This is a genomic window from Agrobacterium sp. 22-209-1 (genome assembly GCF_053522485.1).
Genome location: NZ_JBNWCH010000004.1, coordinates 284,833 through 311,645, shown reverse-complemented (window position 1 = coordinate 311,645; position 26,813 = coordinate 284,833). Strand labels below are relative to the sequence as shown.

The following is a 26,813-nucleotide window of genomic DNA, read 5'->3' as shown; positions in this document are numbered from 1 at the left end:
AATAAACGAATGAACGGAAACTGAATTTAAAATTACATTTATGTAATGGTTATTAACGGTTAGGTGCGGACATTAATTCTTCGGTTGCAGATTGCAATCCGGCTCTTGGAGTGAGACCGCCCGGTATCCGCCGGACGGCCTTGCTTCATATATCAGGCCCGTTCGGCGGATTTTGCCCAGAGGTTGATATCAGCGTCCTTGGCGTAACGGTCGATTTCGGCCAGTTCTTCGGCGGAGAAATCAGCATTGTCCAGCGCCTTTACGCAGTCCTCGACCTGTTCGACACGGCTTGCGCCGATCAGCGCCGAGGTGATGCGGCCGCCGCGCAGAACCCAGGCAATCGCCATCTGCGCCAGCGTCTGGCCGCGGCGTTCGGCAATACTGTTCAGCGCGCGGATGTTTTCGACATTGCGCTCGTTGAGGAACGCCGGGTTCAGCGACTTGCTCTGCGATGCACGGCTGCCATCAGGCACGCCGCCGAGATATTTCGTCGTCAACATGCCCTGCGCCAACGGCGAGAAGACGATGGAGCCGATGCCCAGCTCTTCCAGCGTATCGACCAGACCGTCTTCCTCGATCCAGCGGTTGATCATCGAATAGCTCGGCTGGTGGATGATGCAGGGCGTGCCGAGATCCTTCAGGATAGCGGCGGCCTCACGGGTACGCTTCGAGTTATAGGACGAGATGCCGACATAGAGCGCCTTGCCCGAGCGAACGATCTGGTCCAGCGCGCCGCAGGTTTCCTCAAGCGGTGTGTTGGGGTCGAAACGGTGGGAATAGAAAATATCGACGTAATCCAGCCCCATGCGCTTCAGGCTCTGGTCGCAGGAGGCGATTACATATTTGCGGCTGCCCCATTCGCCATAGGGACCTGGCCACATGTTGTAACCGGCCTTGGAGGAGATGATCATCTCGTCGCGATAACCTCTGAAATCCGTCTTCAGAATATCGCCGAAGGCGGTTTCGGCGCTGCCGGGCGGCGGGCCGTAATTGTTGGCGAGATCGAAATGGGTAATGCCGAGATCGAAAGCACGGCGGCAAATGGCCTGTTTCGTCTGGTGCGGCGTGTCATTACCGAAATTGTGCCAGAGCCCCAGCGAAATCGCCGGCAGTTTCAGGCCGGTCTTGCCACAATGATTGTATTTCATGGATGTGTATCGGTTTTCGGCCGGTTGCCAAACCATGGTTATTCCTCCATTTGCTGATGACTGGCTGCCGCAGAACCCGGCAACCCTTTGAACTGTCGACGACAGGCGCATGTGCACCTGTCATTCCCGAGAGGGATGGTTATGCCTTTCTCCGCATCGTTTCAATGTCGGGATTGGGCGAGGATTGGCAGGTGTGAAGATCGAAGGTGCGGAAATGCGGCTGGGGGCCGCCCGCCTTCGGGGTGAAGATGATGCGGCGCGTTTCGCCGGCCGAAAGATCGAACAGATTGTCCGAATATCGACCCGGCTGGTCCGCCTCCAACATGACGAAGAGGGCGAGACCGGCGGCGGTGACATCGATTTCGAACTGGCCGTTTTTCAGCGGGCTGACGGAGAGATCCAACCCGGCGTGCTGAAGATCCAGCGCCTTGTAGCTATCGCGCACATGATGGCCTTCGCCGGTCATGCCGTTGGACGCGATGAAGCTCCACGCAAGGATAGCGCCATCCGGCAGGCTGTCCATGTCGATGTCTGTCAGCGTCGCGGCCTTATCCGTCGCGCATGTGCCGTTGGCGGATTTCAGCGGCACGCGGCTGCCGTCCATGGTCAGCGCAACGATGTTCATGTCAATTTCCACATCCTCCGCCGTGTCGTTGACCATGGAGAATTTCACCCGGCGTCCATCCTCCGAGGGAATGGCCGAGACCGTGACTGGCTGGAAGAAACGGCGGGCAGCATAGTGCAGCGCTTTCCAGCCGCCGCCATAATCGAGGCTCGACCATGAGGCGACCGGCCAGGTGTCGTTGAGCTGCCAATACAGCGTGCCCATGCAATGGGGCTTGAGCGAGCGCCAGTAATCGACAGCCGTGCGTATGGCCAGCGCCTGCTGCACCTGACTGAGATAAACGAAATTCTTGAAATCGTTGGGGAAGCGGAAGTAGCGGAACATGGTGCCCGCAATCCGCTCATTGCCGCCGACATTCTTCTGGTGCAGTTCGATGACCGGGGAGGCGATGTTCATGTCCTTCTCTTCCGCATAGGTGCGGATGACAGGCATGGACGTATAGGATTGGAAACCGAATTCGGAGCAGAAGCGCGGTTTCACCTGATGATAATTGTCGAACGACTTGTTCTCGTGCCAGACGGACCAATAATGCATGTCGCCGGAGCCATCTGCGTGCCAGGCGTCGCCATAATCGAGATAGCCCGAGGCGGGGCTTGACGGCCACCAAAGCGCTTCGGGAGCGGCTTTTTCCAGGGCTTTTTCGATAGTGCGGTTCAGGCGGTCGTAAGCCACGAGATAACGGTCGCGATTGTTGCGGGATTCATCGAACCAGGTCAGCGCGCCCACCAGTTCGTTATCACCGCACCAGAGTGCGATGGACGGATGCGAGGAGAGGCGTTTGACCTGATAATCGACCTCGTGTTCGACATTGTCGAGGAAGTCATCGGTGCAAGGATAGAGATTGCAAGCGAACATGAAGTCCTGCCAGACCAGAAGGCCGAGACGGTCGCAGAGATCATAGAACCAGTCTTCCTCATAAAAGCCGCCGCCCCAGACACGTATCATGTTCATATTGGCCTCGACCGCGGAGCAGAGGAGATCTTCGGTCTTCTCCCGGCTGGTCAGCGAATAAAGCGCATCGGCGGGAATCCAGTTAGCGCCGCGGCAGAAGATTTCCCGTCCGTTGATGCGGAAAGCGAAGCGGCTGCCGGCCTCATCCTTGTCGGTCAGAAGCTCGATGGTCCTGAAGCCGATCTGCCGGGTCACGGTCTCATCGGGCAATTCCACGGTCAGTCTGTAGAGCGTCTGCTCGCCACTGCCGACCGGCCACCAGAGTTCCGGATTTTCCACGAAGAAGACGTGGCGTATCACCGTTTCGCCGGCGCCGACGCCGCAATCGAGCCTGAGCCTATCGTCATTCAGCGACAGATAGACCGGCAGGCTTGCCGGTCCCTCGGCAATAAGGGTGACGGCCACATGCAGTTCGACACCGCCTTCGACATGGTGCTGCGAGGTAACGACATGTTCGATGCGGGCCGTATCGAGCCGCTTCAGCAGGATTTTGCCGTAAAGTCCAAGCGGCGCAATTGCGATATTCCAATCCCAGCCGAAATGGCATTGCGGCTTGCGCAGCATGTTGCCATTGGCAATGGGTGAATTGCCGGGGTGATAGGGAATATAAAAAGGCTGCCGCGCCTGCCGGTCCGCACCGGCAGCGATATTGGAATGGAAATGAATCCGGATTGTGTTTTCACCCGGCCGAACAGCCCGCGAAACATCCGGGCGGTAACGGCGAAAACAATTGTCGGCGCTCAGGACCGGGACGTCGTTGACGAAGACGATGGCGACCGTGTCGAGGTAATCGATATCGAGATACCAGCTGGCGTCCGCCTCATCGAGAATGAAAGTGCGCTCAAGGATCCAGTCTCGCTGCGCGACCCATTGCACGGCCTTCTCGTTGGCGCCGTGATAGGGGTCTGGAATGATGGCGGCATTTTTGAGCGCGGAGTGAATATCGCCCGGAATGGAAATCTCGGTGGCATGGTCTCCTTCCACTGAGGCCAAGTGCCAAAGCCCGGCCAGATCGATGACGGTTTCGGGCGTGGAGGAAGAAATCATGATCGGACCCTGCATAATATGAATTCAACGAAGACGGCCGGCATTATGATGCAGGCTTGTGTCAGAATATGGGGAGAATGGATCGACGCAAAGCGGCCGTGATACGTTTATGCGGCTTTGCGATTTCCTCCCTCCGGCAACGTTACCGTAAAACTATCCTCCCGTCATTCCTTTGAATGTCCTGTGGACGCCAGAAAAATACCGGGCGTTTATTGAGTGGGACGCAGAAGTTCTGGTGAGTTAAAAGTTTGCTGTTTTATCAATTTATATCAGTAATTTATTCTATTTATTTAATTTAAATAATTAGGATGTTTGTCTGTCAATATCCACAATTTCCAGACCTTGAGGAGTGGCTGACGGCGGGGAGATATTTTCTCGATCTATATCGTTATAGCCGGATCGGCGGATATGCAGAAAAGGCCCACTCTGTGGCCGAGACCTTTGCCTTTGCAACAGAGCAAAAGCTATCTATGATTATCGTTCGGTAAAGCGTGGCGAAATGACATGAACGATACTGGAAAATCCGGCAGGGACGACATATCCGCGACGACGGGCGAGCGTCCGACCTTGAAGACCATCGCCTATATGACGGGTCTCGGCATCACCACCGTCTCGCGCGCACTGAAGGATGCGCCCGATATCGGCGCTGAAACCAAGGAGCGCGTGCGGCTGATCGCCCGGCAGATCGGTTACCAGCCAAACCGCGCCGGGGTGCGCCTTCGCACCGGCAAGACCAATGTGATTGCCCTTGTGCTGAGCGTCGATGAAGAACTGATGGGTTTTACCAGCCAGATGGTATTCGGCATCACCGAGGTTCTTTCCACGACACAATATCATCTGGTTGTGACGCCCCACATCCATGCCAAGGATTCGATGGTGCCGATCCGCTATATTCTCGATACCGGTTCGGCGGATGGGGTCATTATTTCGAAAATCGAGCCCAACGATCCGCGCGTTCGTTTCATGACCGAGCGCAACATGCCCTTCGTCACCCATGGGCGGTCCAATATGGGCATCGACCATGCTTTTCACGATTTCGATAATGAGGCCTATGCCTATGAAGCCGTCGAGCGGCTGGCGCAATGCGGACGCAAAAGGATCGCCGTCATCGTGCCGCCATCGCGGTTTTCGTTCCACGATCACGCCCGCAAGGGGTTCAACCGGGCGATCTGGGATTTCGGCCTTAGCGAATTTCCGCTGGACGCCATCACCATCGAAACACCGCTTGAAAAAATCCGCGATTTCGGCCAGCGGTTAATGCAATCCGATGACCGTCCCGACGGCATCGTTTCGATCAGCGGCAGCAGCACCATCGCGCTGGTGGCGGGTTTCGAAGCAGCGGGTGTTAGGATCGGCGAAGATATCGATATCGTCTCGAAACAGTCCGCCGAGTTCCTGAACTGGATCAAACCGCAGATCCACACCGTCAATGAAGATATCAAGCTGGCGGGCAGGGAGCTTGCAAAGGCCCTTCTGGCGCGCATCAACGGCGCGCCGCCGGAAACCCTGCAGGGCATCAGCAGCCCTGTCTGGTCTTCGATGGCGCCGAAGCCGTAGCGAGCTGCTTTGCGATTGATGGCGCGACGTGCCTACCCAGCGATTGTCGCGCCTCGTTTCCTTATGCGGTACTTTATATTTCAACCGCAAGTAACTGTTTTGAAATATGCGTTCTTCCGGGAATTCACGCTTCGGCCGTTTCCGGTTCAAAGCCGGAATGACGGCGCCGAAGCGTTTGGGGCAGCAAATGCGCATCAGGACAGGCAGTCCTTCAGCGAGCCGGCAATGCCGCGCATCAGCTTGAAATAGAGGTCCGGGCCGGGTTCCAGTGTTGCAGCCTCCGGATCAAGCGTCGCCGATTTCGCGGCGGTGCCTTCGGTGATGACCGAAATCAGCTTCGGCTCGAATTGCGGTTCAGCGAAGACGCAGGTTGCGCCGAGTTGGCGGACCTTTTCCTGCATCTGTTTGACGCGGTCCGCCCCCGGCAGGGTTTCGGGGCTTACGGTGATCGATCCCGCCGTCTTCACACCGTAACGATGCTCGAAATATTGATAGGCATCGTGGAAGACGATGAAGGGCTTGTCCTTCACCGGCTCGACCGTTTCCCTGAGTTCGGCATCGAGCGCATCTAGGTCGTCTATCAGTTTTTTGGTATTGGCCTGATAGGTCGCGGCATTGCCGGCATCGGCGGTGATCAGAGCGGTTTCTATCGTCTGCGCCATGGCCTTGGCATTGGCGGGGTCGAGCCAGAGATGGGTGTCATAAGCGCCGTGGTCATGGTCCCCGTGGCCCTCCGCATGGTCGTGTCCATGATCGTGTGCGCCTTCCTCTTCGGCGTGGCCGTTATGTGCATCATGGCCTTCGTCGCCATGGTCGTGTGCTTCAAAGGGGCCGCCTTCACGGAAGGGCAGCTTCTCGAGCCCATTGGCGTCTTCCAGTTCAACCACGGTCGCCTTGCTGGCAAGCGCCGCCAGCGGCTTTTCCAGGAATGCTTCCAGTCCCGGCCCGACCCAGAAGACCACATCCGCCTTTTCCAGCTCGCGCGCATTGGAAGGTCTGAGATTATAGGTATGCGGTGAGGCAGCGCCGTCGACGATGAGCTGCGGTTCGCCGACGCCCTGCATGATGGCGGCGACGAGAGAATGGACGGGCTTGATCGAGACCACGACATCGGGCGCGGCGGTGGCGCCTGAAGCGGCCGCCGCTATTGCCACGGATGCCATGAGCGGGACCAGGAACGATTTCATGAAATGCACTCCACTTGAACAAGTATAGTTATGTTATTACATTTATTGCGTAACTCTATAACGTATGCAATAGCGGTAGGCAACATCGCCGAACGGACAATGCCATGCTTCATTCCGCCCGTAAGGGTAACGATACACTGGTTTCCCTTGCCAATGCCGGCGTGCAGCGCAACGGCCGATGGCTGGTGCGCGGCGTGGAGTTTTCCGTCAGCAAAGGCGAGATCGTCACGCTGATCGGCCCGAACGGTTCCGGCAAGTCAACGAGCGCGAAAATGGCAATCGGTGTGGTGAAGCCGACTGAGGGCGAGGTCTCGCGCATTGCCGGTCTGAGGGTCGGTTATGTGCCGCAGAAGCTTTCGGTTGATTGGACCATGCCGCTTTCGGTGCGCCGGCTGATGACGCTGACCGGGCCGCTGCCAGCCCGTGAAATCGACGCGGCGCTGAATGCGACTGGTATTGCGCATCTTGCCAATGCCGAGGTCCAGCACCTTTCCGGCGGCGAGTTCCAGCGCGCGCTTCTGGCTCGCGCCATCGCCCGCAAGCCCGATCTGCTGGTTCTTGACGAGCCCGTGCAGGGTGTTGATTTCTCCGGCGAGATAGCTCTCTATGATCTGATAAAAAATATCAGAAATTCAAATAATTGCGGAATTCTGTTAATCTCCCATGACCTGCATGTGGTGATGGCGGAAACCGATACCGTGATATGCCTGAACGGCCATGTCTGCTGCCGGGGCACGCCGCAGGCTGTGAGCCAGAGCCCGGAATATATGCGACTGTTCGGTGGCGCCGCGGCCAAGGCGCTTGCCGTCTACAGCCACCATCACGATCATACCCATTTGCCCGATGGCCGGGTGCAGCATGCGGATGGTTCGGTGACCGATCATTGCCACCCGGAGGATGGGCACCACCATATGCATGACCATGGCCACCATCACGACAGCCATGACGAATGCGGCTGCGGCCATGAGCATGAACATGGGGGCCATACGCCTTCCAGTGAGCGGCAGGGAGACCGCCATGTTTGACGATTTCTTCGTTCGCGCCATGGTCGCCGGTATCGGTGTTGCGCTGACTGCCGGTCCTCTCGGCTGTTTCGTCGTCTGGCGTCGCATGGCCTATTTCGGCGATACGATGGCCCATTCGGCGCTGCTCGGCGTCGCGCTGTCGCTGCTGTTGCAGCTCAACCTCATCGTCAGCGTCTTTATGGTGGCGTCGGCCGTGTCGATCCTGCTTCTCTTCTTGCAACGGCGGCAGGCGCTTTCCTCCGATGCCTTGCTTGGCATCCTGTCCCATTCCGCGCTGGCGATCGGCCTTGTCATCGTCGCCTTCATGAGCTGGGTGCGCATCGATCTCGTCTCGTTTCTGTTCGGCGATATTCTTGCCGTCACCCGCAGCGATATCGCCCTGATATGGGGCGGCGGGCTGGTGGTCGTCATCTCCATGGTGTTCCTGTGGCGGTCGCTGCTTGCCTCCACCGTCAATACGGAGCTGGCCGAGGCCGAGGGGTTGAACCCGGAGCGTGCAAAGCTGATCTTTACGCTGTTGATGGCGCTGGTGATCGCCATTGCCATGAAGGTGGTCGGCATCATGCTCATCACCTCGCTGCTCATCATACCGGCCGCGACCGCCAGACGCTTTTCCGGCACGCCTGAGGTGATGGCGGTAGTGGCTTCGCTGATCGGTGCGGTCGCCGTTGTCGGCGGCCTGTTCGGCTCGCTGACCTATGATACACCGTCCGGCCCATCCATCGTGGTTGCCGCGGTGATCCTCTTCGTTATAAGCCTGTTGCCGGCGCCGGGTTTTTCCCGCGACGCGGATGAAGGAGGCAGATCATGAATGCTCAGACCCAGCAGAACCTCACCAAGAACCAGTCGCTGGTCATGAATGCCCTCTCAAACGCGCATCAGCCGCTGAGCGCCTATATGATCCTCGACAAGCTGCGCGACGAGGGGTTTCGTGCGCCGCTGCAGGTTTACCGGGCGCTGGAAAAGCTGGTGGAATTTGGTCTCGTGCACCGGCTCGAGAGCCTCAACGCCTTTGTCGCCTGCACCCATACGCAGGCAGAGTGCTGCTCGCAGCACCATGGCACGGTGGCTTTCGCCATCTGCGAGTCCTGCGGACAGGTGACGGAATTCCACGATCACGAAATCGACCACCGTCTCGAGCGCTGGGTGAAGGACAGCAAGTTCAAGGCGGAAAAGACCACCATTGAAATTCGGGGCCTCTGCGCCGCCTGTTCGGCTTAATCTCACGACGGGGCGGGCGTAGGCGCCCGCCGTTTCCTATCCCTCGATGATCGCCAGATCCTTCGAAAAACGTTTCCAGTTTTCGATGTATTTCTCCGCCGAGCGGCGAAGCCCCGCGACGGTGTCATCATCCAGCGTCCGGATGGCGCGCGCCGGCGAGCCGACAATCAGGGAATTGTCCGGAAATTCCTTGCCCTCCGTCACCAGCGCATTGGCGCCGACGAGGCAGTTGCGGCCGATCTTCGCACCATTCAGGATCGTCGCGCCCATGCCGATGAGCGAATTGTCGCCAATGGTGCAGCCATGAACGATGGCATGGTGGCCGATGGTGCACATTTCGCCGATGACGGCGGGAAAACCGGGGTCGCTATGCACCATCACGCCTTCCTGAATATTGGTGCCGCGCCCGATGCTGATCGGCTCGTTATCGCCGCGCAGCGTCGCGCCGAACCAGATGCCGACATCCTCGCCGAGCGTCACCGAACCGATGACATTGGCGTCGGGCGCTACCCAGTAGCGATCAGCCGCAGGGGTTTGCGGCATCCGGTCGGCGAGGCGGTAAAGTGGCATGGCGGTATCCTCCCTTTTGTTTTTTTGATGGCCTCAGGCAACCGTCACGGCAAGCGTGCCGACACCCTCGACGCCGCATTCGATGCGGTCGCCGCGCACGATCGGGCCGACGCCGGCCGGCGTGCCGGTCATGATGACGTCACCGGCGGCAAGCGTGAACAGCTTGGAGAGCTCGGCAATCACTTCCGGCACCTTCCAGATCATCTGGGCAAGGTCGCCCGTCTGCTTGCGTTCGCCATTGACGTCGAGCCAGATCGCGCCGGTGGCGGGATGGCCGATCCTGTCTGCGGGAACGATTGGGGAGATCGGTGCGGAATATTCGAAGGCCTTCGCGCCTTCCCAGGAGCGGCCCATCTTCTTCAGGCCGTCCTGCAGGTCGCGGCGGGTCATATCGATACCGACGGCGTAACCCCAGACGTGGTTCAGCGCTTCCGACGCCGGAATATCCGCGCCGCCGCTCTTCAGGACCACGACGCACTCAACTTCGTAATGCACGTTGGAGGACAGCGGCGGGTAGGGGAAATCATTCCCTGCTGGCAGCAGATTGTCCGGGTTCTTCTGGAAATAGAAGGGCGGCTCGCGCGAGGGATCGTGGCCCATCTCAATGGCGTGATTGGCATAATTGCGGCCAACGCAATAGACCCGTCGTACGGGAAACAGGTCGCCCGTGCCTTCAACGGGCAGGAGAACGGGTTTGGGAGCGGGGATGACGGTGGCGGCCATGCGGATTTCCTGTCGTCTTTTTTGAGTGCAATTCTTGTCCCGCGATTCCGGGGCGATTTCCAGTTCAAAATGACCCTGCCTGCAAAACTGGCTTTTTACGGTCCTTTGTTGTAGAAGCCGGCGCAAAGAGGTTAATCCATGTACAGACAAGCGCTTGCAAGCGGCGAAAAAATCTTCGCCGTGGCCCCCATGATCGATTGGACCGATACGAGGTGCAGATTTCTGCACCGGCAATTGTCGAAGCGCGCGCTGCTTTATACCGAAATGATCGTCGCCGACGCCATCATCCATGGTCAGCATGAGAGGTTGCTCGGTTATCATCCTCAGGAGCATCCCGTTGCGCTGCAACTCGGCGGTTCTGATCCCGCCAAGCTTGCCGAGGCGGTGCGGATTGCCGGCGATTACGGTTATGACGAAATCAACCTCAATGTCGGCTGTCCTTCGGACCGCGTGCAATCCGGCACCTTCGGCGCCTGTCTGATGCGTGAGCCTGACGTCGTTGCGCAATGTATTTCCGAGATGAAGGCGGTTGCTGCTGTGCCCGTCACGGTCAAATGCCGGATCGGCGTTGATGACCAGGAGCCCGAAACCGTCTTGCCGGATTTTCTGGCGCGGGTGGTTGCTGCCGGTGCGGATGCGGTCTGGGTTCATGCGCGCAAGGCCTGGCTTCAGGGGCTTTCGCCGAAGGAAAACCGCGAGGTGCCGCCGCTTGATTATGATCTCGTCTATCGCATGAAGCGGGAAAATCCTGACGTCTTCATCGGCATCAATGGTGGTATTTCCGATCTCGATCAGGCGAGCGAGCACCTGAAACATATGGACGGCGTGATGCTCGGCCGCGCCGCCTATCACAACACCTCAATCCTTGCCGATGTCGATCATCGCATTCATGGCGAGGAAGCCCTCCAATATGACTGGATGGCTTTGCGGGACACGATGATGGACTACGCTGCCGATTATATTGCCACAGGTGGACGTCTCAACCACGTCACCCGCCACATGGTCGGACTGTTTCAGGGCATGCCTGGCGCGCGTCGTTTTCGGCAAATCCTTTCCAGCGACGCCACTCGTCCGGGGGCAGGGCCGGAGGTGATCGAGGCCGCTTTTGCGACAATCGATTTCAGCCCGACGAAAGAAATGGCGGGCTGAAAGCGCTCAGACCGCTTTTTGCAGTTCCTGCGCACCCACGGGTGCATTGACCTTGCCGCCGGTGATGAAGAAGGCGAAGACGTCACGCGGGGTCTTTTCGACCGACAGCTCAGGCGCAATCAGCGGCAGATCGTCAGGCACGCCGCCCGCCGCATAGGTCTTGACCCGTTTGGCCCAGTCGCTGATCCCGGTCTGCGGATAACAGGTCTTGATATCGTCCTCGCCCTTCTGCAGGCGGCAATAGACGAAATCGGCGGTCACGTCCGGCAGCATCGGATAATCATGATGATCGGCGCAGACGACCGCGACCTTGTGTTTGGCGATGAGATCGATGAATTCCGGCACCTGGAATGTCTCGTTGCGGACCTCCACCACATGCCGCAGGGAGATACCGTCCTGTTTTTCCGGCAACAGCGCCAGAAACGCACCGAAATCATCCGCATCGAATTTCTTCGTGGGCGCAAACTGCCAGAGGATCGGGCCGAGGTGGGCGCCGAGTTCCGTCAACCCTTGAGTCAAAAACTTCGTCATGGATTCACCGGCCTCGGCCAGAACCCTGCGATTGGTGACGAAGCGGCTTGCCTTCAGCGAGAAGACGAAATCCTCCGGCACTTCGGAAGCCCATTTGGCGAAGGTCTCCGGCTTCTGGCTGCTGTAATAGGTGCCGTTCACCTCAATGGCCGTAAGCTGCCGGCTGGCGTGCTCCAGCTGGCGCTTCTTCGGCAATTTTTCGGGATAAAACGTGCCTTCCCAGGGCTCGAAGGTCCAGCCGCCGATACCGGTGCGAATCGTGCCTGATGTCGACATTTGTTATTCCTCCTCCGGCCTTCGGCCTTTCGTACCCTTGCGACGAAAGCTGCGGATTACTCCGCAGCCTCCCGTTTTCCGGCTGGCCGGCGCTCCAGAAGCTCCTTCAGGAAATGACCGGTATAGGAACGCTCGACCTTCACAATGTCCTCCGGCGTGCCGGTCGCCACCACTTCGCCGCCGCCCGTGCCGCCTTCAGGCCCGATATCGATGATCCAGTCCGCCGTCTTGATGACTTCGAGATTGTGCTCGATCACCACGACGGAATTGCCCTGTTCGACCAACGCATGCAGCATTTCCAGCAGCTTGTTGACATCGTGGAAATGCAGGCCGGTCGTCGGCTCGTCGAGAATATAGAGCGTGCGGCCCGTCGAGCGCTTTGACAGTTCCTTGGCGAGCTTGACGCGCTGCGCCTCGCCGCCGGAGAGCGTATTGGCCTGCTGGCCAACCTTGATGTAACCGAGGCCGACATCAAACAGCGATTGCAGCTTGTCGCGCACCGCCGGAACCGCCGCGAAGAACTCCACACCTTCCTCGACCGTCATATCCAGGACATCGGCGATGGATTTACCCTTGAAGGTGACATCCAGCGTCTCGCGATTGTAGCGCTTGCCGTGGCAGACATCGCAGGTGACGTAGACGTCGGGCAGGAAGTGCATCTCGATCTTGATGACGCCATCGCCCTGGCAGGCCTCGCATCGTCCGCCCTTGACGTTGAAGGAGAAGCGGCCGGGCGCATAACCGCGCGCTTTTGCTTCCGGCAGGCCGGCGAACCAGTCGCGGATCGGCGTGAAGGCGCCGGTATAGGTGGCCGGGTTGGAACGCGGTGTGCGCCCAATGGGCGACTGGTCGATATCGATCACCTTGTCGATGAATTCGAAACCGTCGATGCGGTCGTGTTCGGCCGGGATTTCGCGCGCACCCATCACCCGGCGCGCCGCCGATTTATAAAGCGTCTCGATCAGGAAGGTGGACTTGCCGCCGCCAGATACGCCGGTTACGGCGGTGAAGACGCCAAGCGGCACAGCTGCGGTGACATTCTTCAGATTGTTGCCGCGTGCACCGAACACCTTGATCTCGCGGCCCTTCTTGGGCTTGCGGCGCTCAGCCGGCACGGCAACGCCGAGTTCGCCGGAGAGATATTTGCCGGTCAGCGATTTTGGATTGGCCATCACCTCCTGCGGCGAACCTTCGGCAATGACCTGGCCGCCGTGGATACCGGCCGCCGGGCCAATGTCGACCACATAATCCGCCGTCAGAATGGCATCTTCGTCGTGTTCGACCACGATGACGGTATTGCCGATATCGCGCAGATGTTTCAGCGTATCGAGCAGGCGGGCATTGTCGCGCTGATGCAGTCCGATCGAGGGTTCGTCGAGAACATAGAGAACGCCTGTCAGGCCCGAGCCGATCTGCGAGGCCAGACGGATACGCTGGCTTTCACCGCCGGAAAGCGTGCCTGAATTGCGCGACAGGCTGAGATAATCCAGCCCGACATCGTTGAGGAAGCGCAGCCGTTCGCGGATTTCCTTGAGGATACGCACCGCGATTTCGTTCTGCTTGGCGTTGAGGTTTTCCGGCAGCACCTCAAACCAGTCGCGCGCCGTACGGATCGACATTTCGGTAACTTCACCGATGTGCAGCTTGTTGATCTTGACGGCGAGCGCTTCCGGCTTCAGGCGATAACCGGCGCAGGCCGGGCAGGGGGCCGCCGACATGTAACGTTCGATTTCTTCGCGCGCCCAGGCGCTGTCGGTCTCTTTCCAGCGACGTTCCAGATTGGGCACGATGCCTTCGAAATTCTTCACCGTCTTGTAGGAGCGGGCGCCGTCCTGATAGTTGAATTCGATCTTGTCATCGGTGCCCTGCAGGATGGCGTGCTGCGCTTCTTTCGACAGGTCCGACCATTTGCTCGACAGCTTGAAGCCGAAAGTCTTGCCGAGCGCTTCCAGTGTCTGGTTGTAATAGGGTGAGGAGGATTTGGCCCAGGGCGCTATCGCGCCGTCGCGCAGCGTACGGGCCGGCTCCGGTACGATGAGGTTTTCATCGACCTTCTGCTGCGAGCCGAGACCGTCGCAGCTGGGACAAGCGCCGAAGGGATTGTTGAAGGAGAACAGCCGCGGCTCGATTTCCGGAATGGTGAAACCGGAAACGGGGCAGGCGAATTTTTCCGAAAACAGCACCCGTTCATGGGTCTCGTTAAGCGACTTGTTGGCGGAGCCACCAGCGGCGGTTTCTTCCGGCGGCAGAGGTTTGTCGGCGAATTCGGCGATTGCCAGCCCGTCGGCGAGCTTGAGGCAGGTCTCGAGACTGTCGGCAAGGCGTGCGGCCATATCCGGGCGAACGACGGCGCGGTCGACCACCACGTCGATATCGTGCTTGTATTTCTTGTCGAGGGCAGGAACGTCTGCGATCTCGTAGAACTGGCCATCCACCTTGACGCGCTGGAAGCCCTTTTTCATCAGCTCGGCTAGTTCTTTCTTGTACTCGCCTTTGCGGCCGCGCACGATCGGCGCAAGAATATAAAGACGCGTGCCTTCCTCGAAAGCGAGGATGCGGTCGACCATCTGGCTGACCGTCTGGCTCTCGATCGGCAGGCCGGTCGCCGGCGAATAGGGCACACCGACGCGGGCGAACAGCAGGCGCATATAGTCATAGATTTCGGTGACCGTGCCGACCGTGGAACGCGGATTGCGCGACGTTGTCTTTTGCTCGATGGAGATTGCCGGCGACAGGCCGTCGATCTGGTCGACATCCGGCTTCTGCATCATTTCCAGGAACTGGCGCGCATAGGCCGAAAGGCTTTCGACATAACGGCGCTGGCCCTCGGCATAGATCGTATCGAAGGCAAGCGACGACTTGCCCGAACCGGAAAGGCCGGTCATGACGATCAGCTTGTTGCGCGGCAGGTCCAGATCGATGCCCTTGAGGTTGTGCTCGCGGGCGCCACGGATGGAAATCGTCTTCAGTTCACTCATGACAAGGCTCGGACAAAAATAACAGGCTTGATGGCAGCGCGTCCTTATGTAGTGACGCAGCCGGATGTGTCGAGGTCTATTCCCAATCGGTCGCAGCTTTTCGGAATGCTTGACTCGAAATCTGCGATTTAATAGAACAAAAAAGGAACGAATTGCAAGCGCGAATGTCTGCTCCCGCAGCTTAAGATTATTCTTTGTGGATAGTTCCCCGGCTGCGGTGCCCTTTGCGGGCGGCGGCAGCTATTGTGTGGCGAATTTTTTGAAATGCAATTGCCGGTCATGATGGCCGGCGGACAGGATGACGAGATGGCTGGTAGCGTAAACAAGGTAATTCTGATCGGAAACGTGGGCGCCGATCCCGAAATCCGCCGGACGCAGGATGGCCGCCCCATCGCCAATCTGCGCATTGCCACTTCGGAGACTTGGCGGGACCGTAACAGCGGCGAGCGCCGCGAGAAGACCGAATGGCACACCGTCGTCGTCTTCAACGAAGGCCTTTGCAAGGTGGTCGAGCAATATGTCAAGAAGGGCGCCAAGCTCTATATTGAAGGCCAGTTGCAGACGCGCAAATGGCAGGACCAGACCGGTAACGACCGTTACTCCACCGAAATCGTGCTTCAGGGCTTCAACTCTACTCTGACCATGCTTGACGGTCGCGGCGAAGGCGGCGGCCGTAGCGGCGGTGGAGATTTTGGCGGCGGCAACGATTATGGCAGTGGCGGCGGCTCCAGCTATGGCGGCGGTTACGACCAGCAGTCCTCGTCGCGCGGCGGCTCTTCCCGTAGCGGCGGCGGCCAGCCTTCCGGTGGATTCTCCAACGATATGGATGACGATATCCCGTTCTGAGTGGAAGCTCGCAGATTGTGGAAGGCGGGCGTAGCAAGGCTGCTGCCCGCCTTTAATTTTAGATCGGCTCAGGCCGCCACCTTGTCCGCCAGCATCGCAACCATGACATCCGATTGCGACACGATGCCCACCATCTTTCCCTTGGCGTCGATAACCGGCAGGTAATGTAGACCTTCCTCCGCAAAACGGATGATGGCCTCCTCGATCGAGGTTTCAGGCTGCACGGTTTTTACCGGGGAGGTCATGATGTCCTTGACGGTATCGTTGGGGGCGCTTGCGCCTGATAGAATCCGGCGCAGCCGCTGCAGGAAGCCGATGGAGGGGCGACCGTTTCTCCAGCTTGCCTTCTCCAGGAAATCGGTCTGGGTAACGATGCCGAGGATTTCGGCCTTATCATTGGTGACGGGCAGTGCCTTGAAATGGTGGCTGCGCATCAACGCATGGGCGTGGCGCAGGCTGTCATCGGGGGCGACACCGATCACATCCCGCGACATGACACTGGCGCAATCGAGATGCAGCGCGCGGCGGCGGTAAGAGCGCAGTTCGGTCTTGCGCAGGATGGCTTCGAGCTCGTCCCGGTCAATATCGAGAAACTCGTCATATTCCTTCAGCACCTCATCGAGATCGCTGGAGGAAAAGCCGATTTTCTGGAGAGGGGTGGGATCGGTGGTCCCATGGGCGGCCTTTCCAGACTTCAGGCCGTGGGGATAAGTGCGGCCGGTGGCATTGTTATAGACGAGCGCGAGTGCCAGAAGGATCAGTGAGTTTCCGGCGACCGGCCAGAGCAGGAAGTCATAACCGAGGCTGTGTACGGCGGGGCCGCCGAGAACGGCCGTCAACGCGACGGCACCGCTTGGCGGATGCAGGCAGCGCAGCGCCATCATGGCGGCAATGGCAAGGCTGACGGCGAGCGCGCTGGCGAGGAATGGATCCGGCACCAGTAGCGCTGCGGTTACACCCACGAAAGCCGATACGAGATTGCCGCACAGGATCGACCAGGGTTGCGCCAGCGGGCTGGAGGGCACGGCGAATAAAAGCACGGCCGAGGCGCCCATCGGTGCGATCATGGCGGGCAGGGTGGGATCGAAACGCAGAGCCAAACTGCCGAGAAGCCCAGTCAGCAGAATGCCTAAAAAGGCGCCGCTTGCGGAGCGCAGCCTTTCCCTGTTGCTGACGGGGGCGGCATCCGGGATGAGGCGGCGCAGCGTGGAGCGCATGAGAACAACTTTCGAGACTGGAAAAGATGCGCGTCTTTTAGCCGAAATGCCGGCCGGATTTAAAGCGCGGATTTTCCAGAGTTATAACCGCATACGGGATTTTGTTGCGCGGACATGGGATCGCACCGAAGATCAGAAATCAAAGGCCGATTTTATGCCGTCGACCACGAATTGCACTGATAGTGCCGCCAGCAGCACGCCGAGCAGCCGGGTGAGGATCGCACGGCCGGTATTGCCGAGAAAGCGGTCCATGCGTTCCGAGACGATCAGTGCTGCATAAACGAGGGCCATGGCGAAAGCGAGGATCAGGATGAGCACCACCATCTCGACCGTGGTCTTCATCGATCCGGCTAGCAGCACGGTGGCTGAAATCGCGCCCGGCCCGGCGATCAGTGGCAGCGCCAGCGGAAAGACCGCCAGATTGTGAAGCTGGTCCCTGGTGATGGCGATTTCGGAAGTCTTTTCCTTGCGCTCCTGGCGTTTTTCGAAAATCATCTCGAAGGAAATCCAGAACAGCAGAAGGCCGCCGGCGATGCGGAAGGCGCCGAGCGAGATGCCGAGAAGATTGAGGATCGCGAGGCCGAAAAGCGCGAAGACGGCGAGAATGCCGAAGGCGATGATGGAGCCGCGCAGCGCCACCTGGCTGCGCTGGTCGCGCGTCATGCCGACGGTGAGCGCCAGGAAAACGGGTGCGAGACCCGGTGGATCGAGTGTGACCAGAAGTGTGGTGAGCGCATTGATGAGCGTTTCGCTGCTGGCCATTCTTTCCCCGCTTATTGCCTTTTTGCATATGACCCTACGCAAGTCGTGGCTGCTTTGAAAGGGAACGGACCCACTTTTGCCGGGCTAAATCGTGAAAAGCGGCGTTCGTCTTGCAAATGACGCAAAAGCCTGTTCAAAACTCGCCGGGAAATTGGCTTAACGTTGCTGTTTCCGCTATAAAAATCCATCCGATTCTTAACAGAGAATGTGATCCGTTTTGACTGACCAGAGCCCCCCCGGCGGCGGAAAACTTCCGCCAGGCATTGAACCGATTTCCATCATGGAGGAAATGCAGCGGTCGTATCTCGATTACGCCATGAGCGTTATCGTGTCCCGCGCGCTTCCCGATGTGCGAGACGGCCTGAAGCCGGTCCATCGTCGTATCCTCTACGGCATGTCCGAACTCGGCATCGACTGGAACAAAAAATACGTCAAATGCGCCCGCGTTACCGGGGACGTGATGGGTAAATTCCATCCGCACGGCAATTCGGCGATCTACGACGCTTTGGCGCGCATGGCGCAGGACTGGTCGCTCCGCCTGCCGTTGATCGACGGGCAGGGCAATTTCGGCTCCATCGACGGCGATCCGCCGGCGGCAGAACGTTATACCGAATGCCGTCTGGACAAGGCCGCGCATTCGCTGCTCGACGATCTCGACAAGGAAACGGTCGATTTCCGTGACAACTACGACGGCACATTGCAAGAGCCGGTCGTCATTCCGGCCAAGTTCCCGAACCTTCTGGTCAACGGGGCAGGCGGCATTGCGGTCGGCATGGCCACCAATATTCCGCCGCACAATCTTTCTGAGGTTATCGACGGCTGTATCGCTCTCATCGAAAATCCGGCGATCGAGCTGCCGGAACTGATGCAGATCATTCCCGGCCCGGATTTCCCGACCGGCGCGCTGATCATGGGCCGGTCCGGCATCCGCTCGGCTTACGAGACGGGTCGCGGATCGGTCATCATGCGCGGCCGCGCCACCATCGAACCGATGCGCGGCGACCGCGAGCAGATCATCATCACCGAGGTTCCCTATCAGGTGAACAAGGCGTCGATGATCGAAAAGATGGCCGAACTGGTCAAGGAAAAGCGCATCGAGGGCATTTCCGACCTGCGCGACGAGTCCGACCGCCAGGGCTACCGCGTGGTCGTCGAGCTGAAGCGCGATGCCAATGCCGATGTCATCCTGAACCAGCTTTACCGTTACACGCCGCTGCAGACCTCCTTCGGCTGCAACATGGTGGCGCTGAACGGCGGCAAGCCGGAGCAGATGACACTGCTCGACATGCTGCGCGCTTTCGTTTCGTTCCGCGAGGATGTCGTCAGCCGCCGCACCAAATATCTGCTGCGCAAGGCGCGTGAGCGCGCGCATGTGTTGGTCGGTCTGGCGATTGCGGTCGCCAATATCGACGAGGTCATCCGCGTCATTCGCCATGCGCCCGATCCCGCTTCGGCCCGCGAAGAGCTGATGACGCGGCGCTGGCCGGCGCAGGATGTGGAAAGCCTGATCCGTCTGATCGACGATCCGCGCCACCGCATCAATGAAGACGGCACCTACAATCTCTCGGAAGAGCAGGCGCGCGCCATTCTCGAACTTCGCCTTGCCCGCCTCACAGCGCTCGGCCGCGATGAAATCGGCGACGAACTGAACAAGATCGGCGCTGAAATATCCGAATATCTGGAAATCCTGTCGTCGCGCCTGCGCATCCAGCAGATCGTCAAGGACGAGCTTGTCGCCGTCCGTGATGAGTTCGGCACGCCGCGCCGTTCCGAGATTGTCGAGGGCGGCCCAGATATGGACGATGAAGACCTCATCGCCCGCGAGGACATGGTCGTCACCGTTTCGCATCTCGGCTACATCAAGCGCGTGCCGCTGACCACGTATCGGGCGCAGCGTCGCGGCGGCAAGGGCCGTTCCGGCATGGCGACGCGCGACGAGGATTTCGTCAACCGTCTCTTCGTTGCCAATACCCATACGCCTGTCCTGTTCTTCTCCTCGCGTGGCATCGTCTACAAGGAAAAGGTCTGGCGTCTGCCGATCGGCACGCCGCAGTCCAAGGGCAAGGCCCTCATCAACATGCTGCCGCTGGAGCCCGGCGAGCGCATCACCACCATCATGCCGTTGCCCGAGGACGAAACGACCTGGGAAACGCTGGATGTAATGTTCTCGACGACGCGTGGCACGGTTCGCCGCAACAAGCTCGGCGATTTCGTGCAGGTCAACCGCAATGGCAAGATCGCCATGAAGCTGGACGAGGAGGGCGATGAAATCCTCTCCGTCGAAACCTGTACGGACCGCGACGACGTGTTGCTGACGACCGCGCTCGGCCAGTGCATCCGCTTCCCCGTGGACGATGTGCGCGTCTTTGCCGGCCGCAACTCCGTCGGTGTGCGCGGCATCAACATGGCCGAGGGCGACCGCATCATCTCCATGACCATTGTGGGCCATGTGGAAGCTGAACCGTGGGAGCGCGCGGCCTATCTGAAGCGTTCGGCTACCGAGCGGCGTGCCGCAGGCGTTGATGAGGACGATATTGCGCTCGTCGGCGAGGAAGTTACAGAAGAGGGTGAACTCAGCGAAGAGCGTTATCAGGAACTGAAGGCGCGTGAAGAATTCGTGCTGACGGTTTCCGTGAAGGGCTTCGGCAAGCGTTCCTCTTCTTACGACTTCCGCACCTCGGGTCGCGGCGGCAAGGGCATCCGCGCCACCGATACGGCAAAGACCAACGAGATCGGCGAACTCGTCGCTGCTTTCCCGGTGGAAGAGGGCGACCAGATCATGCTGGTTTCAGATGGCGGTCAGCTCATCCGCGTTCCGGTCAACGGAATCCGCATCGCCAGCCGCGCCACCAAGGGCGTGACTATTTTCTCGACCGCCAAGGATGAGAAGGTGGTTTCCGTGGAGCGTATCAACGAGCCGGAAGGCGACGACGAAGCGGAAAACGGCAATGGCGAAGACGCTGCCGCCGATCTGCCTGATACGCCGGAGGCGCCGGAAAGCGAGGCGTAAGCCGCCTCGTTATCTTCGGTTACCAATCAAGAAAAACCCCGCGGCGCTCAGGCTCCGCGGGGTTTTTTGCTTGCGTCTTGTCGACTGCGTTTGATTTTCAGCGGATCCGAATATGCACCGGTGCGCGGCCCGAGCGGCTTGCGACATGAAGGTGGATGTTTGCTTCCGGCTGATTGGAGCGCCAGGCGCGGGCGCCATGCGACAGAAGCAGCGCCACGAGATCGCGCGTCTTCGCCTTGGAACGGTTAAGACCCAGATCGGCGATACGCATCGCCGCCTCGTGAATGGGATGCAGAACCGACAGGTTGCCATGCCCGTTGCCAGACGCAATGTCCGAATAATTCTCGTTGACTGCCATCTTGGAAAGCCTCGCTACACATTACAAATTTCGAGGAGACAGGCGATGTTTCGAGCGTGAACCACCGCCTGCGAAAACGTCTGTTACTGGAGTGACGCCCAGCAGCTGACGCCTTTCTTTTTCAATGCATTGCATGCATTCACCGCGGCGTTCTGGCCATCGAATCCGCCGAAACGGGCGCGGTAGATCTGGGAGCCGTCCTTGTTGAAGGCAACCGTGAAGGGCTTTGCGGAGCGCAGCGCCGCACCGCCTTTTTCCTGCGCGTTGTGCAACAGGCCGCGCGCGGAGTTCTCGTCGGGAGATGCTCCGATCTGGATTACCCAGCTTCCCTGCGGAATTTCCGACCTGGCCGAAACTGAAGGGGCGGAGACGACAGGTGTCGTAGTGGACGCGGTGACGATATTATCCACCTTGGTCGAGTTGGTGATCAGCTTACGGTCCGGCGCGGAAGGCGCACGAGCAATCGGGTCCTTGCCCTTCTGCCAGGTTGCGGCTTCCATTGCCTTGACGGCCGCATTGGAAGAGGAGCCTGCAAAAGCGGTGACCGGCGCTTCCTCGTAACGGGCCTGCGGGACTGGACCGGAATTGGGCAGGCCGGCTGCCGTTGCAGCAACCGCCACGGAAGGAACGGCAGCGGCTACGGCGGCAGGCTCTTCGACCGGTGCGGAGCGGGTCTGCGCGATCAGGTTGCTGTTGCCGCCACGCGATGCCTGCGGCAGGTATGTTGCGACAAGCTTGCGCATGGTGGCGTCACGGGCAGCGCTGGAGCGACCGCCGAGAACGACGGCGACGATGGAACGTCCGTCAAGCTGAGCCGATGTGGCAAGGTTGCTGCCGGCTGCACGGGTATAACCGGTCTTGATGCCATCCACACCCTTCACGGTTCCGACAAGGCGGTTATGGTTGCCGATAACCTGCTTGCCGAAGTTGAAGGTACGGGTGGAGAAGTAGCCGTAATATTGCGGGAAATGCTGGCGAAGCGCGATACCGAGACGGGCCTGGTCGCGTGCCGTTGTCATCTGCGCCGTGTTGGGCAGGCCGTTGGCGTTGCGATAGGTCGTGCGGGTCATGCCGAGCGCCCGGGCCTTGGCGGTCATCATTCTGGCGAAACGGTCTTCCGAGCCGCCGAGATATTCGCCGAGCGCGGTTGCCATGTCATTTGCGGACCGGGTGACCAGTGCAAGGATGGCCTGTTCCACGGTGATGCTGCCGCCGGCGCGTACGCCGAGCTTGGACGGCGGCTCCTTGGCGGCGTTGGCTGACACCGGCACCTTCGAATCGAGCGAGATACGTCCGGTATTGAGCGCCTCGAATGTCAGATAAAGCGTCATCATCTTTGTCAGCGACGCCGGATAACGCAGCCCGTCCGGATCCTCGCCATAAAGAACCTTGCCGGTCTTGGCATCGACGACGATGCCCGCATATTTCGGATCGGCCTTTGCGGTTTGAACGGATGTTGCGGTTATGAACGCCGCAGCAAGGGTTAACGCAATAAACCTCACAAAAGACGTCGCACCCGCTTTGCGCGAATGTGCCCCGGATAGACTTTTCAACACTGCTGAACTCTTCAATCGCATATTTCTGTTCCGCTCGGACACGCCCCGCCCGATGCTCCGAGACAAAACTTTATCGGGTTGGCGTTACCAAGTGGTTTATGAAAGGTATCCGCCTTCCATAAAATGCGACTTTTCGCACCCAATCTGTGCCGTGCTGTTTCACCGATTTCCGTCTTTTACGAGGCGGCGCTCGATATAGTTTTTCACCTCCGCATCCAGCTTTTGCCATTGGGGCAGCAGGGCGGAGGAGAAACGGTAGAACAGGCTGAGGTCCTGTCCGGCGTGAATATCCCTCTGACAATCGCTGCCGGTGGCCGCCTGCGGCGTTTGCGGCAGCAGGCAGCGCACCACATAAACGCTTTTGCCATCGCGATCGCCGGTCAATATGACTTCCTTGCCATAGCCGGAATCGGTCCGCAGACGGTGCAGCAGCAGGCCGTGCTTCAACGGCATCGGCTCTCCCTCCGTCAGCCGCGAATAGATCGGCCCGAAACGACCGGACATGTCCTCGGACATGGTGCTTTGTGAAAGCTGGATGAAAATCAGACCTGCCGCCTGCGCGGGATCGTCGAAAACGGCGCGATTCGCTTCCTCATACCCCTTGAGATCAGGCCAGCTTAGATAAAGGTCGACGCGCTCCCGTTCTCCACCGAGGCGCTCGGAAGGCGCCCGCAGGGTGTTTTTGGCAAGCTTCAGCCGGTCGTTGCCGATGACGATCTCGACCTCTTCGGTGTCCGTCGTCTGGCCGGCCTGAAGAATCCGCTCGCCATACCATTTGATGCCGACATTTAGGACGCCGAGAAAGACGAGCAGAATTGCGGCGATAAGGACGGACCGCAGGACGAGTGATGATGACAGCAGAGGTTTCTGGTCGTTCATGGGCTTCCATATTCATTCCGGCCGCCGGATGCGTTTCCCGCCGGGAAATAGCCGTGCAAAGCTTTAACCCGAGGCGATCGGCATTGAAATGATGTTTTGCCGCTGCTACCTGATAACAACCAAGCAAAGGACGGCATATGGCAGCGCGCGACAGATATTCCCGGAAGCTCGAATGTTCCAAATGTGGTCATCAGGGTTTTGCCGAAGCGTCGGAATCGGATGACAAGAGCCGCCGGGACGTCGATTTTCGCATTGATGAAATGCCGCGCGGATTTCGCGCGGAGCGCGTCTCGGGCGATCCGACGGATTTCATGATCCGCTGCGCCCAGTGCGGCAATATATTCCGTTTCTTGCAGAAAACCGCCTATGCGCCCGGAGGCGAGCCGCGCGTGAAGGCCTGAAGGAAAGGTGCCGGCATGACCTTACCACAACAACCGAACGGAGCGCCGCAAAGGCGCAAGCCGATCTGGCCGTGGATCGTGCTGCTGGTGCTGACGCTCTCGGCCATCTATTCCTATAATCGCGCCAACGAAATCATCACCGAGTTGTCCGATAGCTTGCCGCCGGCGCTGCTAAATCTGTTCGAGGATATTCTTCGAGGTGACGGCCGGCACGGCAATGGCGGGCCGAGCATCGGCGTCTGAGACGATGGCGGTTATCGCCCGCTGGCCTTTCGGTCACGCTTCTTTTTTTGTGGTCATAATAGAAAAAAAGCCCCGCAAAGAGGCGGGGCAGGTTGATCGCTCGGGGAAAGTTGGGCAATGCCCGGGAGCGATGGCCTGATATAAATGACAATAGTGCTGACGCGATAGGCCATTTCCGTCTCAAACAGTACGCCTATGCATAAATTTCACCCAATTCGCGGATTTTTGAACGATAAGTTGGCCGAATCTGTAAGACAACTTGACAGACTTTCACTTTGTTCTTTGCGTTGCCCAGAATTGCACATATTCGGCTTTAAGATAACGTGACATGAGCAAACGCATGGATAAATCGGGAATCCTCTTTGTGGCGCTTTTGCTGGCGCTTGTGGCAATCGTTCTAAGCCTGACGCTATTCGATACGGCTCAGCAGGCGCCGTCGATACCTTCAGGTGACGGATCCCTGTTGCCGCCGGCAACGACACCGGGGCAATGATCTGCCAACCACGAAAGAAGAGCGACGCCGCTCGACCGGTCGGGATTGACGACCTTTTTCAAACCGCTATAAAGCCTCACCACCGATGGATGGGTGTCCGAGTGGTTTAAGGAACCGGTCTTGAAAACCGGCGTGCGTGAGAGCGTACCGTGGGTTCGAATCCCACCCCATCTGCCATCAAGCTTTAAAATCATTCGAACAATGCTGCGGTGAGGGATGCTTCGATCCCGCTTCCTGGCTTTGGAATGGCTGGAAAACAGCGCGAGCGGGAATCCCGCTGTGCAGCGGGTTCCATTTTGTCGATGCAATCATATTTCCGGGCAGCCCCGCTCATTGGCGAAGGTGATGCGATCCGGTCCCCGGCGCGTGAAGCCTTCTACGACGACACGACCCGGGGTGACGCGCACGACCTCGGGATCGCGCAGGCCGGCCTCACGGGCGGCGGCGCGGGCTTCGCGTTCGCTACAGCCGCGCATGCGGGGCGGGCCGCGGCGGTCTACGTCCCGGTCACGATCGCGGATGATGGGGCGAACGCCGTCGGGGCCGATTCTGAGTTCCATGTCCTGCGCACCTGCGGGGATCGGCGCGGCGAAGGATACCAAGGCGATGCCCATCGCAAGAGCTGTGGTTTTCATTGGCTTGATCATGTTTCCTCCCTCAGCCGAAACCGGCGGAAAGCTCGTTTCTTTGCGGGGAGAGAACGCGGTTGCCCTCCGTTTGTTCCTTGCGGAAGCGGTGAGCGGGAGATGTTGAGGCGGGTAAATCCGGCCCGATGGGTGGGCTCAAAAGATAGAAATCATTAACCATGTTCGTTACAATTTTATCGAATTTGCAGAAGTCGTTCGCATTTTCGCCACGTTATGCACAAGATTAAGCGACTGTTAGGTGCTTCGATGGCAGGGGCAAATAATCGAGGCAAGTGAGGGTGCGGTTCTCCGAGCCAATAGCAGCGTGGGGCAGACGATTTGAATTCTACGGTCAAGAAACTCGGCATCAACGCCAGGTCGGGCGTGAAGTGGCTTGCAATTTCCGTGCTTTGCGCCGCAACCGCATCGTGTTCCACGACATCCGAGACCAAGCCTAAGCCCAAGCGCAGCAAGGAATATTTTTCCGAATCCGAATATGGCGTCAAAGCCAGTCCGCGTGTGGCCGATGGCAAGGCCATTCCCAAGGGCGGCGGGCGCGAGCTGATCGGCAATGCCTATACCGTCAAGGGCCGCCGTTATTTCCCCAAGGAAGAACCGGGTTACAACAAGACCGGCCTCGCCTCCTGGTATGGTTCCGCCTTCCATGGTCGCCTGACCGCCAATGGCGAAGTCTACGACAAAGAACATCTTTCTGCCGCACATCCGACATTTCCCCTGCCGAGCTACGCGCGCGTCACCAATATGGACAATGGCGCGTCGGTTCTGGTGCGCGTCAACGATCGCGGACCGTTCCACGAAGGCCGCCTGATCGACGTTTCAAGCAAGACGGCCGATCTTCTCGACATGAAGACCACTGGCACGGCCAATGTGCGGGTACAATACGCCGGACGTGCGCCGCTCGATGGTCACGACATGCCTTATCTGATGGCATCTTATATTCCGAAGGGTTCTCGCTCACCGGGTGTGGCGCCGGAAGGGCAGATCGCGACAGGCGTGATGGTGGCTTCAGCCTCGCCGAATTTCGTTCCGGCTCCGGCGTCCAACCCGAATTATGGCGGCTCGACCCAGACAGCGCTTGTCGGCTCCAGGAAGAATGCAGCGTTGCAGGCCATGCCGCTGGTCAATGGTTCGGCACCGGCTTTCGAACAGTTCGCGATCCTGCCGGAAATCGGTCCTTTCCTGGCCGAACGTCCGGAAGGCAATTTCATGCGTGAACCGGCGGCGCCCGGCGGCAATTATCTGCGTGTGCCGACGCCTTCCTCCAAATTTGCGGCGGCCTATTCCGAAGAATCGGCTACGGTCTCCAGGACCGCGAGCGCCTTCGACAGCGTGCTCGTCGACCGTGGCGCGCTCAACGAGCAATCGATACTCGCCCATGTGAAACGTCAGCAGGCGAAGTCGCGCTGACGAATT

Annotated in this window: 24 protein-coding genes and 1 tRNA gene; 12 read left to right on the top strand and 13 right to left on the bottom strand. The window is 59.0% G+C overall.

The genetic code is table 11. The features are described 5' to 3' along the window. Nucleotides 1–152: 152 nt before the first annotated feature. Both mgrA and ACQZ48_RS12600 read right to left on the bottom strand, forming a co-directional pair. Nucleotides 153–1,184: an L-glyceraldehyde 3-phosphate reductase gene (gene mgrA, locus ACQZ48_RS12605; RefSeq protein ID WP_448728870.1), complete on the bottom strand. Its 1,032-nt coding sequence runs from the start codon at nt 1,182–1,184 to the stop codon at nt 153–155. Nucleotides 1,185–1,287: 103 nt separating this feature from the next. Beyond that, entirely contained in the window at nt 1,288–3,786 is a 2,499-nt protein-coding gene (locus tag ACQZ48_RS12600; protein ID WP_191218272.1) for a glycoside hydrolase family 2 protein, read from the bottom strand. A 489-nt stretch (nt 3,787–4,275) separates the two neighbouring features. On the opposite strand from ACQZ48_RS12600, the gene ACQZ48_RS12595 reads away from it, so the two are divergent. Beyond that, nucleotides 4,276–5,328, top strand: a complete 1,053-nt coding sequence (locus ACQZ48_RS12595) for a LacI family transcriptional regulator (RefSeq protein ID WP_191218273.1) — start codon at nt 4,276–4,278, stop codon at nt 5,326–5,328. Between the two features lie 194 nt (nt 5,329–5,522). Here the strand turns inward: ACQZ48_RS12595 and znuA are convergent, their stop codons facing one another. Further along, entirely contained in the window at nt 5,523–6,515 is a 993-nt protein-coding gene (znuA, locus tag ACQZ48_RS12590; RefSeq protein WP_191218274.1) for a zinc ABC transporter substrate-binding protein ZnuA, read from the bottom strand. 104 nt (nt 6,516–6,619) lie between these two features. Here znuA and znuC point away from each other — a divergent pair, with 104 nt between their 5' ends. Genes znuC through zur form a run of 3 tightly spaced genes read left to right on the top strand, consistent with a single transcriptional unit; the run spans nt 6,620 to nt 8,761 of the window. Then, nucleotides 6,620–7,540: a zinc ABC transporter ATP-binding protein ZnuC gene (znuC, locus tag ACQZ48_RS12585; RefSeq protein WP_448728869.1), complete on the top strand. Its 921-nt coding sequence runs from the start codon at nt 6,620–6,622 to the stop codon at nt 7,538–7,540. Beyond that, nucleotides 7,533–8,351, top strand: coding sequence for a zinc ABC transporter permease subunit ZnuB (gene znuB / locus ACQZ48_RS12580; protein WP_191218276.1), 819 nt, complete (start codon nt 7,533–7,535; stop codon nt 8,349–8,351). The genes znuC and znuB overlap by 8 nt, the downstream gene beginning before the upstream one ends. Beyond that, a complete protein-coding gene (zur, locus tag ACQZ48_RS12575; protein WP_077982278.1) occupies nt 8,348–8,761 on the top strand; it encodes a zinc uptake transcriptional repressor Zur in 414 nt (137 codons plus the stop codon). The genes znuB and zur overlap by 4 nt, the downstream gene beginning before the upstream one ends. A gap of 36 nt (nt 8,762–8,797) precedes the next feature. Here the strand turns inward: zur and ACQZ48_RS12570 are convergent, their stop codons facing one another. Together ACQZ48_RS12570 and ACQZ48_RS12565 are read right to left on the bottom strand one after the other, a co-directional pair. After that, nucleotides 8,798–9,331, bottom strand: coding sequence for a gamma carbonic anhydrase family protein (locus ACQZ48_RS12570; RefSeq protein WP_173989101.1), 534 nt, complete (start codon nt 9,329–9,331; stop codon nt 8,798–8,800). A gap of 33 nt (nt 9,332–9,364) precedes the next feature. After that, nucleotides 9,365–10,054 (bottom strand): fumarylacetoacetate hydrolase family protein, encoded by a 690-nt coding sequence (locus ACQZ48_RS12565; RefSeq protein ID WP_448728868.1) that lies wholly within the window; start codon nt 10,052–10,054, stop codon nt 9,365–9,367. A gap of 138 nt (nt 10,055–10,192) precedes the next feature. Here ACQZ48_RS12565 and dusA point away from each other — a divergent pair, with 138 nt between their 5' ends. Next, a complete protein-coding gene (dusA, locus tag ACQZ48_RS12560; RefSeq protein ID WP_448728867.1) occupies nt 10,193–11,203 on the top strand; it encodes a tRNA dihydrouridine(20/20a) synthase DusA in 1,011 nt (336 codons plus the stop codon). Nucleotides 11,204–11,209: 6 nt separating this feature from the next. Here the strand turns inward: dusA and ACQZ48_RS12555 are convergent, their stop codons facing one another. Continuing rightward, entirely contained in the window at nt 11,210–12,010 is an 801-nt protein-coding gene (locus ACQZ48_RS12555; protein ID WP_448728866.1) for a DUF72 domain-containing protein, read from the bottom strand. A gap of 56 nt (nt 12,011–12,066) precedes the next feature. Further along, the gene (gene uvrA / locus ACQZ48_RS12550) at nt 12,067–14,988 is read right to left on the bottom strand and encodes an excinuclease ABC subunit UvrA (protein ID WP_077982283.1); all 2,922 of its coding nucleotides are present in this window, start codon (nt 14,986–14,988) and stop codon (nt 12,067–12,069) included. A 264-nt stretch (nt 14,989–15,252) separates the two neighbouring features. On the opposite strand from uvrA, the gene ACQZ48_RS12545 reads away from it, so the two are divergent. Next, nucleotides 15,253–15,834, top strand: a complete 582-nt coding sequence (locus ACQZ48_RS12545; RefSeq protein WP_448728865.1) for a single-stranded DNA-binding protein — start codon at nt 15,253–15,255, stop codon at nt 15,832–15,834. Nucleotides 15,835–15,902: 68 nt separating this feature from the next. On the opposite strand, the gene ACQZ48_RS12540 is transcribed toward ACQZ48_RS12545, so the two are convergent. Both ACQZ48_RS12540 and ACQZ48_RS12535 read right to left on the bottom strand, forming a co-directional pair. Further along, on the bottom strand, nt 15,903–17,051 hold the full coding sequence (locus ACQZ48_RS12540; RefSeq protein WP_448728864.1) for an HPP family protein: 1,149 nt from the start codon (nt 17,049–17,051) through the stop codon (nt 15,903–15,905). Between the two features lie 132 nt (nt 17,052–17,183). Then, on the bottom strand, nt 17,184–17,813 hold the full coding sequence (locus ACQZ48_RS12535) for a MarC family protein (protein ID WP_080790741.1): 630 nt from the start codon (nt 17,811–17,813) through the stop codon (nt 17,184–17,186). 217 nt (nt 17,814–18,030) lie between these two features. Here ACQZ48_RS12535 and gyrA point away from each other — a divergent pair, with 217 nt between their 5' ends. Next, nucleotides 18,031–20,823: a DNA gyrase subunit A gene (gyrA, locus tag ACQZ48_RS12530; protein WP_191218282.1), complete on the top strand. Its 2,793-nt coding sequence runs from the start codon at nt 18,031–18,033 to the stop codon at nt 20,821–20,823. A 97-nt stretch (nt 20,824–20,920) separates the two neighbouring features. Here the strand turns inward: gyrA and ACQZ48_RS12525 are convergent, their stop codons facing one another. The 3 genes from ACQZ48_RS12525 to ACQZ48_RS12515 all read right to left on the bottom strand — a co-directional run bounded on the left by ACQZ48_RS12525 (nt 20,921) and on the right by ACQZ48_RS12515 (nt 23,616). Continuing rightward, a complete protein-coding gene (locus tag ACQZ48_RS12525; protein ID WP_077982287.1) occupies nt 20,921–21,181 on the bottom strand; it encodes a hypothetical protein in 261 nt (86 codons plus the stop codon). An 83-nt stretch (nt 21,182–21,264) separates the two neighbouring features. Continuing rightward, on the bottom strand, nt 21,265–22,758 hold the full coding sequence (locus ACQZ48_RS12520) for a D-alanyl-D-alanine carboxypeptidase (protein WP_191218283.1): 1,494 nt from the start codon (nt 22,756–22,758) through the stop codon (nt 21,265–21,267). Between the two features lie 138 nt (nt 22,759–22,896). Beyond that, nucleotides 22,897–23,616 (bottom strand): hypothetical protein, encoded by a 720-nt coding sequence (locus ACQZ48_RS12515; protein ID WP_077982289.1) that lies wholly within the window; start codon nt 23,614–23,616, stop codon nt 22,897–22,899. A 137-nt stretch (nt 23,617–23,753) separates the two neighbouring features. On the opposite strand from ACQZ48_RS12515, the gene ACQZ48_RS12510 reads away from it, so the two are divergent. The 4 genes from ACQZ48_RS12510 (at nt 23,754) to ACQZ48_RS12495 (ending at nt 24,930) form a co-directional block, all read left to right on the top strand. Then, nucleotides 23,754–24,017, top strand: coding sequence for a hypothetical protein (locus tag ACQZ48_RS12510; RefSeq protein ID WP_003502742.1), 264 nt, complete (start codon nt 23,754–23,756; stop codon nt 24,015–24,017). A 15-nt stretch (nt 24,018–24,032) separates the two neighbouring features. Next, nucleotides 24,033–24,260 (top strand): hypothetical protein, encoded by a 228-nt coding sequence (locus tag ACQZ48_RS12505; RefSeq protein ID WP_077982290.1) that lies wholly within the window; start codon nt 24,033–24,035, stop codon nt 24,258–24,260. 328 nt (nt 24,261–24,588) lie between these two features. Then, the gene (locus ACQZ48_RS12500; protein ID WP_077982291.1) at nt 24,589–24,753 is read left to right on the top strand and encodes a hypothetical protein; all 165 of its coding nucleotides are present in this window, start codon (nt 24,589–24,591) and stop codon (nt 24,751–24,753) included. 87 nt (nt 24,754–24,840) lie between these two features. Then, a tRNA-Ser gene (locus ACQZ48_RS12495) sits at nt 24,841–24,930 on the top strand. 131 nt (nt 24,931–25,061) lie between these two features. Here ACQZ48_RS12495 and ACQZ48_RS12490 read toward each other — a convergent pair. Then, a complete protein-coding gene (locus ACQZ48_RS12490) occupies nt 25,062–25,400 on the bottom strand; it encodes a hypothetical protein (protein ID WP_137410307.1) in 339 nt (112 codons plus the stop codon). Nucleotides 25,401–25,718: 318 nt separating this feature from the next. Between ACQZ48_RS12490 and ACQZ48_RS12485 the strand changes: the two genes are divergently transcribed. Beyond that, nucleotides 25,719–26,807 carry a septal ring lytic transglycosylase RlpA family protein gene (locus ACQZ48_RS12485; RefSeq protein ID WP_137410306.1) on the top strand — a complete coding sequence of 363 codons (1,089 nt, stop codon included), beginning with the start codon at nt 25,719–25,721 and terminating at the stop codon, nt 26,805–26,807. The last annotated feature ends 6 nt before the right edge of the window (nt 26,808–26,813 follow it).

Coding starts and splice junctions, on each gene's coding strand:
- mgrA (WP_448728870.1), bottom strand. CDS start 1,184: ATGGTTTGGCAACCGGCCGAAAACCGATACACATCCATGAAATACAAT.
- ACQZ48_RS12600 (WP_191218272.1), bottom strand. CDS start 3,786: ATGCAGGGTCCGATCATGATTTCTTCCTCCACGCCCGAAACCGTCATC.
- ACQZ48_RS12595 (WP_191218273.1), top strand. CDS start 4,276: ATGAACGATACTGGAAAATCCGGCAGGGACGACATATCCGCGACGACG.
- znuA (WP_191218274.1), bottom strand. CDS start 6,515: ATGAAATCGTTCCTGGTCCCGCTCATGGCATCCGTGGCAATAGCGGCG.
- znuC (WP_448728869.1), top strand. CDS start 6,620: ATGCTTCATTCCGCCCGTAAGGGTAACGATACACTGGTTTCCCTTGCC.
- znuB (WP_191218276.1), top strand. CDS start 7,533: ATGTTTGACGATTTCTTCGTTCGCGCCATGGTCGCCGGTATCGGTGTT.
- zur (WP_077982278.1), top strand. CDS start 8,348: ATGAATGCTCAGACCCAGCAGAACCTCACCAAGAACCAGTCGCTGGTC.
- ACQZ48_RS12570 (WP_173989101.1), bottom strand. CDS start 9,331: ATGCCACTTTACCGCCTCGCCGACCGGATGCCGCAAACCCCTGCGGCT.
- ACQZ48_RS12565 (WP_448728868.1), bottom strand. CDS start 10,054: ATGGCCGCCACCGTCATCCCCGCTCCCAAACCCGTTCTCCTGCCCGTT.
- dusA (WP_448728867.1), top strand. CDS start 10,193: ATGTACAGACAAGCGCTTGCAAGCGGCGAAAAAATCTTCGCCGTGGCC.
- ACQZ48_RS12555 (WP_448728866.1), bottom strand. CDS start 12,010: ATGTCGACATCAGGCACGATTCGCACCGGTATCGGCGGCTGGACCTTC.
- uvrA (WP_077982283.1), bottom strand. CDS start 14,988: ATGAGTGAACTGAAGACGATTTCCATCCGTGGCGCCCGCGAGCACAAC.
- ACQZ48_RS12545 (WP_448728865.1), top strand. CDS start 15,253: ATGCAATTGCCGGTCATGATGGCCGGCGGACAGGATGACGAGATGGCT.
- ACQZ48_RS12540 (WP_448728864.1), bottom strand. CDS start 17,051: ATGCGCTCCACGCTGCGCCGCCTCATCCCGGATGCCGCCCCCGTCAGC.
- ACQZ48_RS12535 (WP_080790741.1), bottom strand. CDS start 17,813: ATGGCCAGCAGCGAAACGCTCATCAATGCGCTCACCACACTTCTGGTC.
- ACQZ48_RS12525 (WP_077982287.1), bottom strand. CDS start 21,181: ATGGCAGTCAACGAGAATTATTCGGACATTGCGTCTGGCAACGGGCAT.
- ACQZ48_RS12520 (WP_191218283.1), bottom strand. CDS start 22,758: ATGCGATTGAAGAGTTCAGCAGTGTTGAAAAGTCTATCCGGGGCACAT.
- ACQZ48_RS12515 (WP_077982289.1), bottom strand. CDS start 23,616: ATGAACGACCAGAAACCTCTGCTGTCATCATCACTCGTCCTGCGGTCC.
- ACQZ48_RS12510 (WP_003502742.1), top strand. CDS start 23,754: ATGGCAGCGCGCGACAGATATTCCCGGAAGCTCGAATGTTCCAAATGT.
- ACQZ48_RS12505 (WP_077982290.1), top strand. CDS start 24,033: ATGACCTTACCACAACAACCGAACGGAGCGCCGCAAAGGCGCAAGCCG.
- ACQZ48_RS12500 (WP_077982291.1), top strand. CDS start 24,589: ATGAGCAAACGCATGGATAAATCGGGAATCCTCTTTGTGGCGCTTTTG.
- ACQZ48_RS12490 (WP_137410307.1), bottom strand. CDS start 25,400: ATGATCAAGCCAATGAAAACCACAGCTCTTGCGATGGGCATCGCCTTG.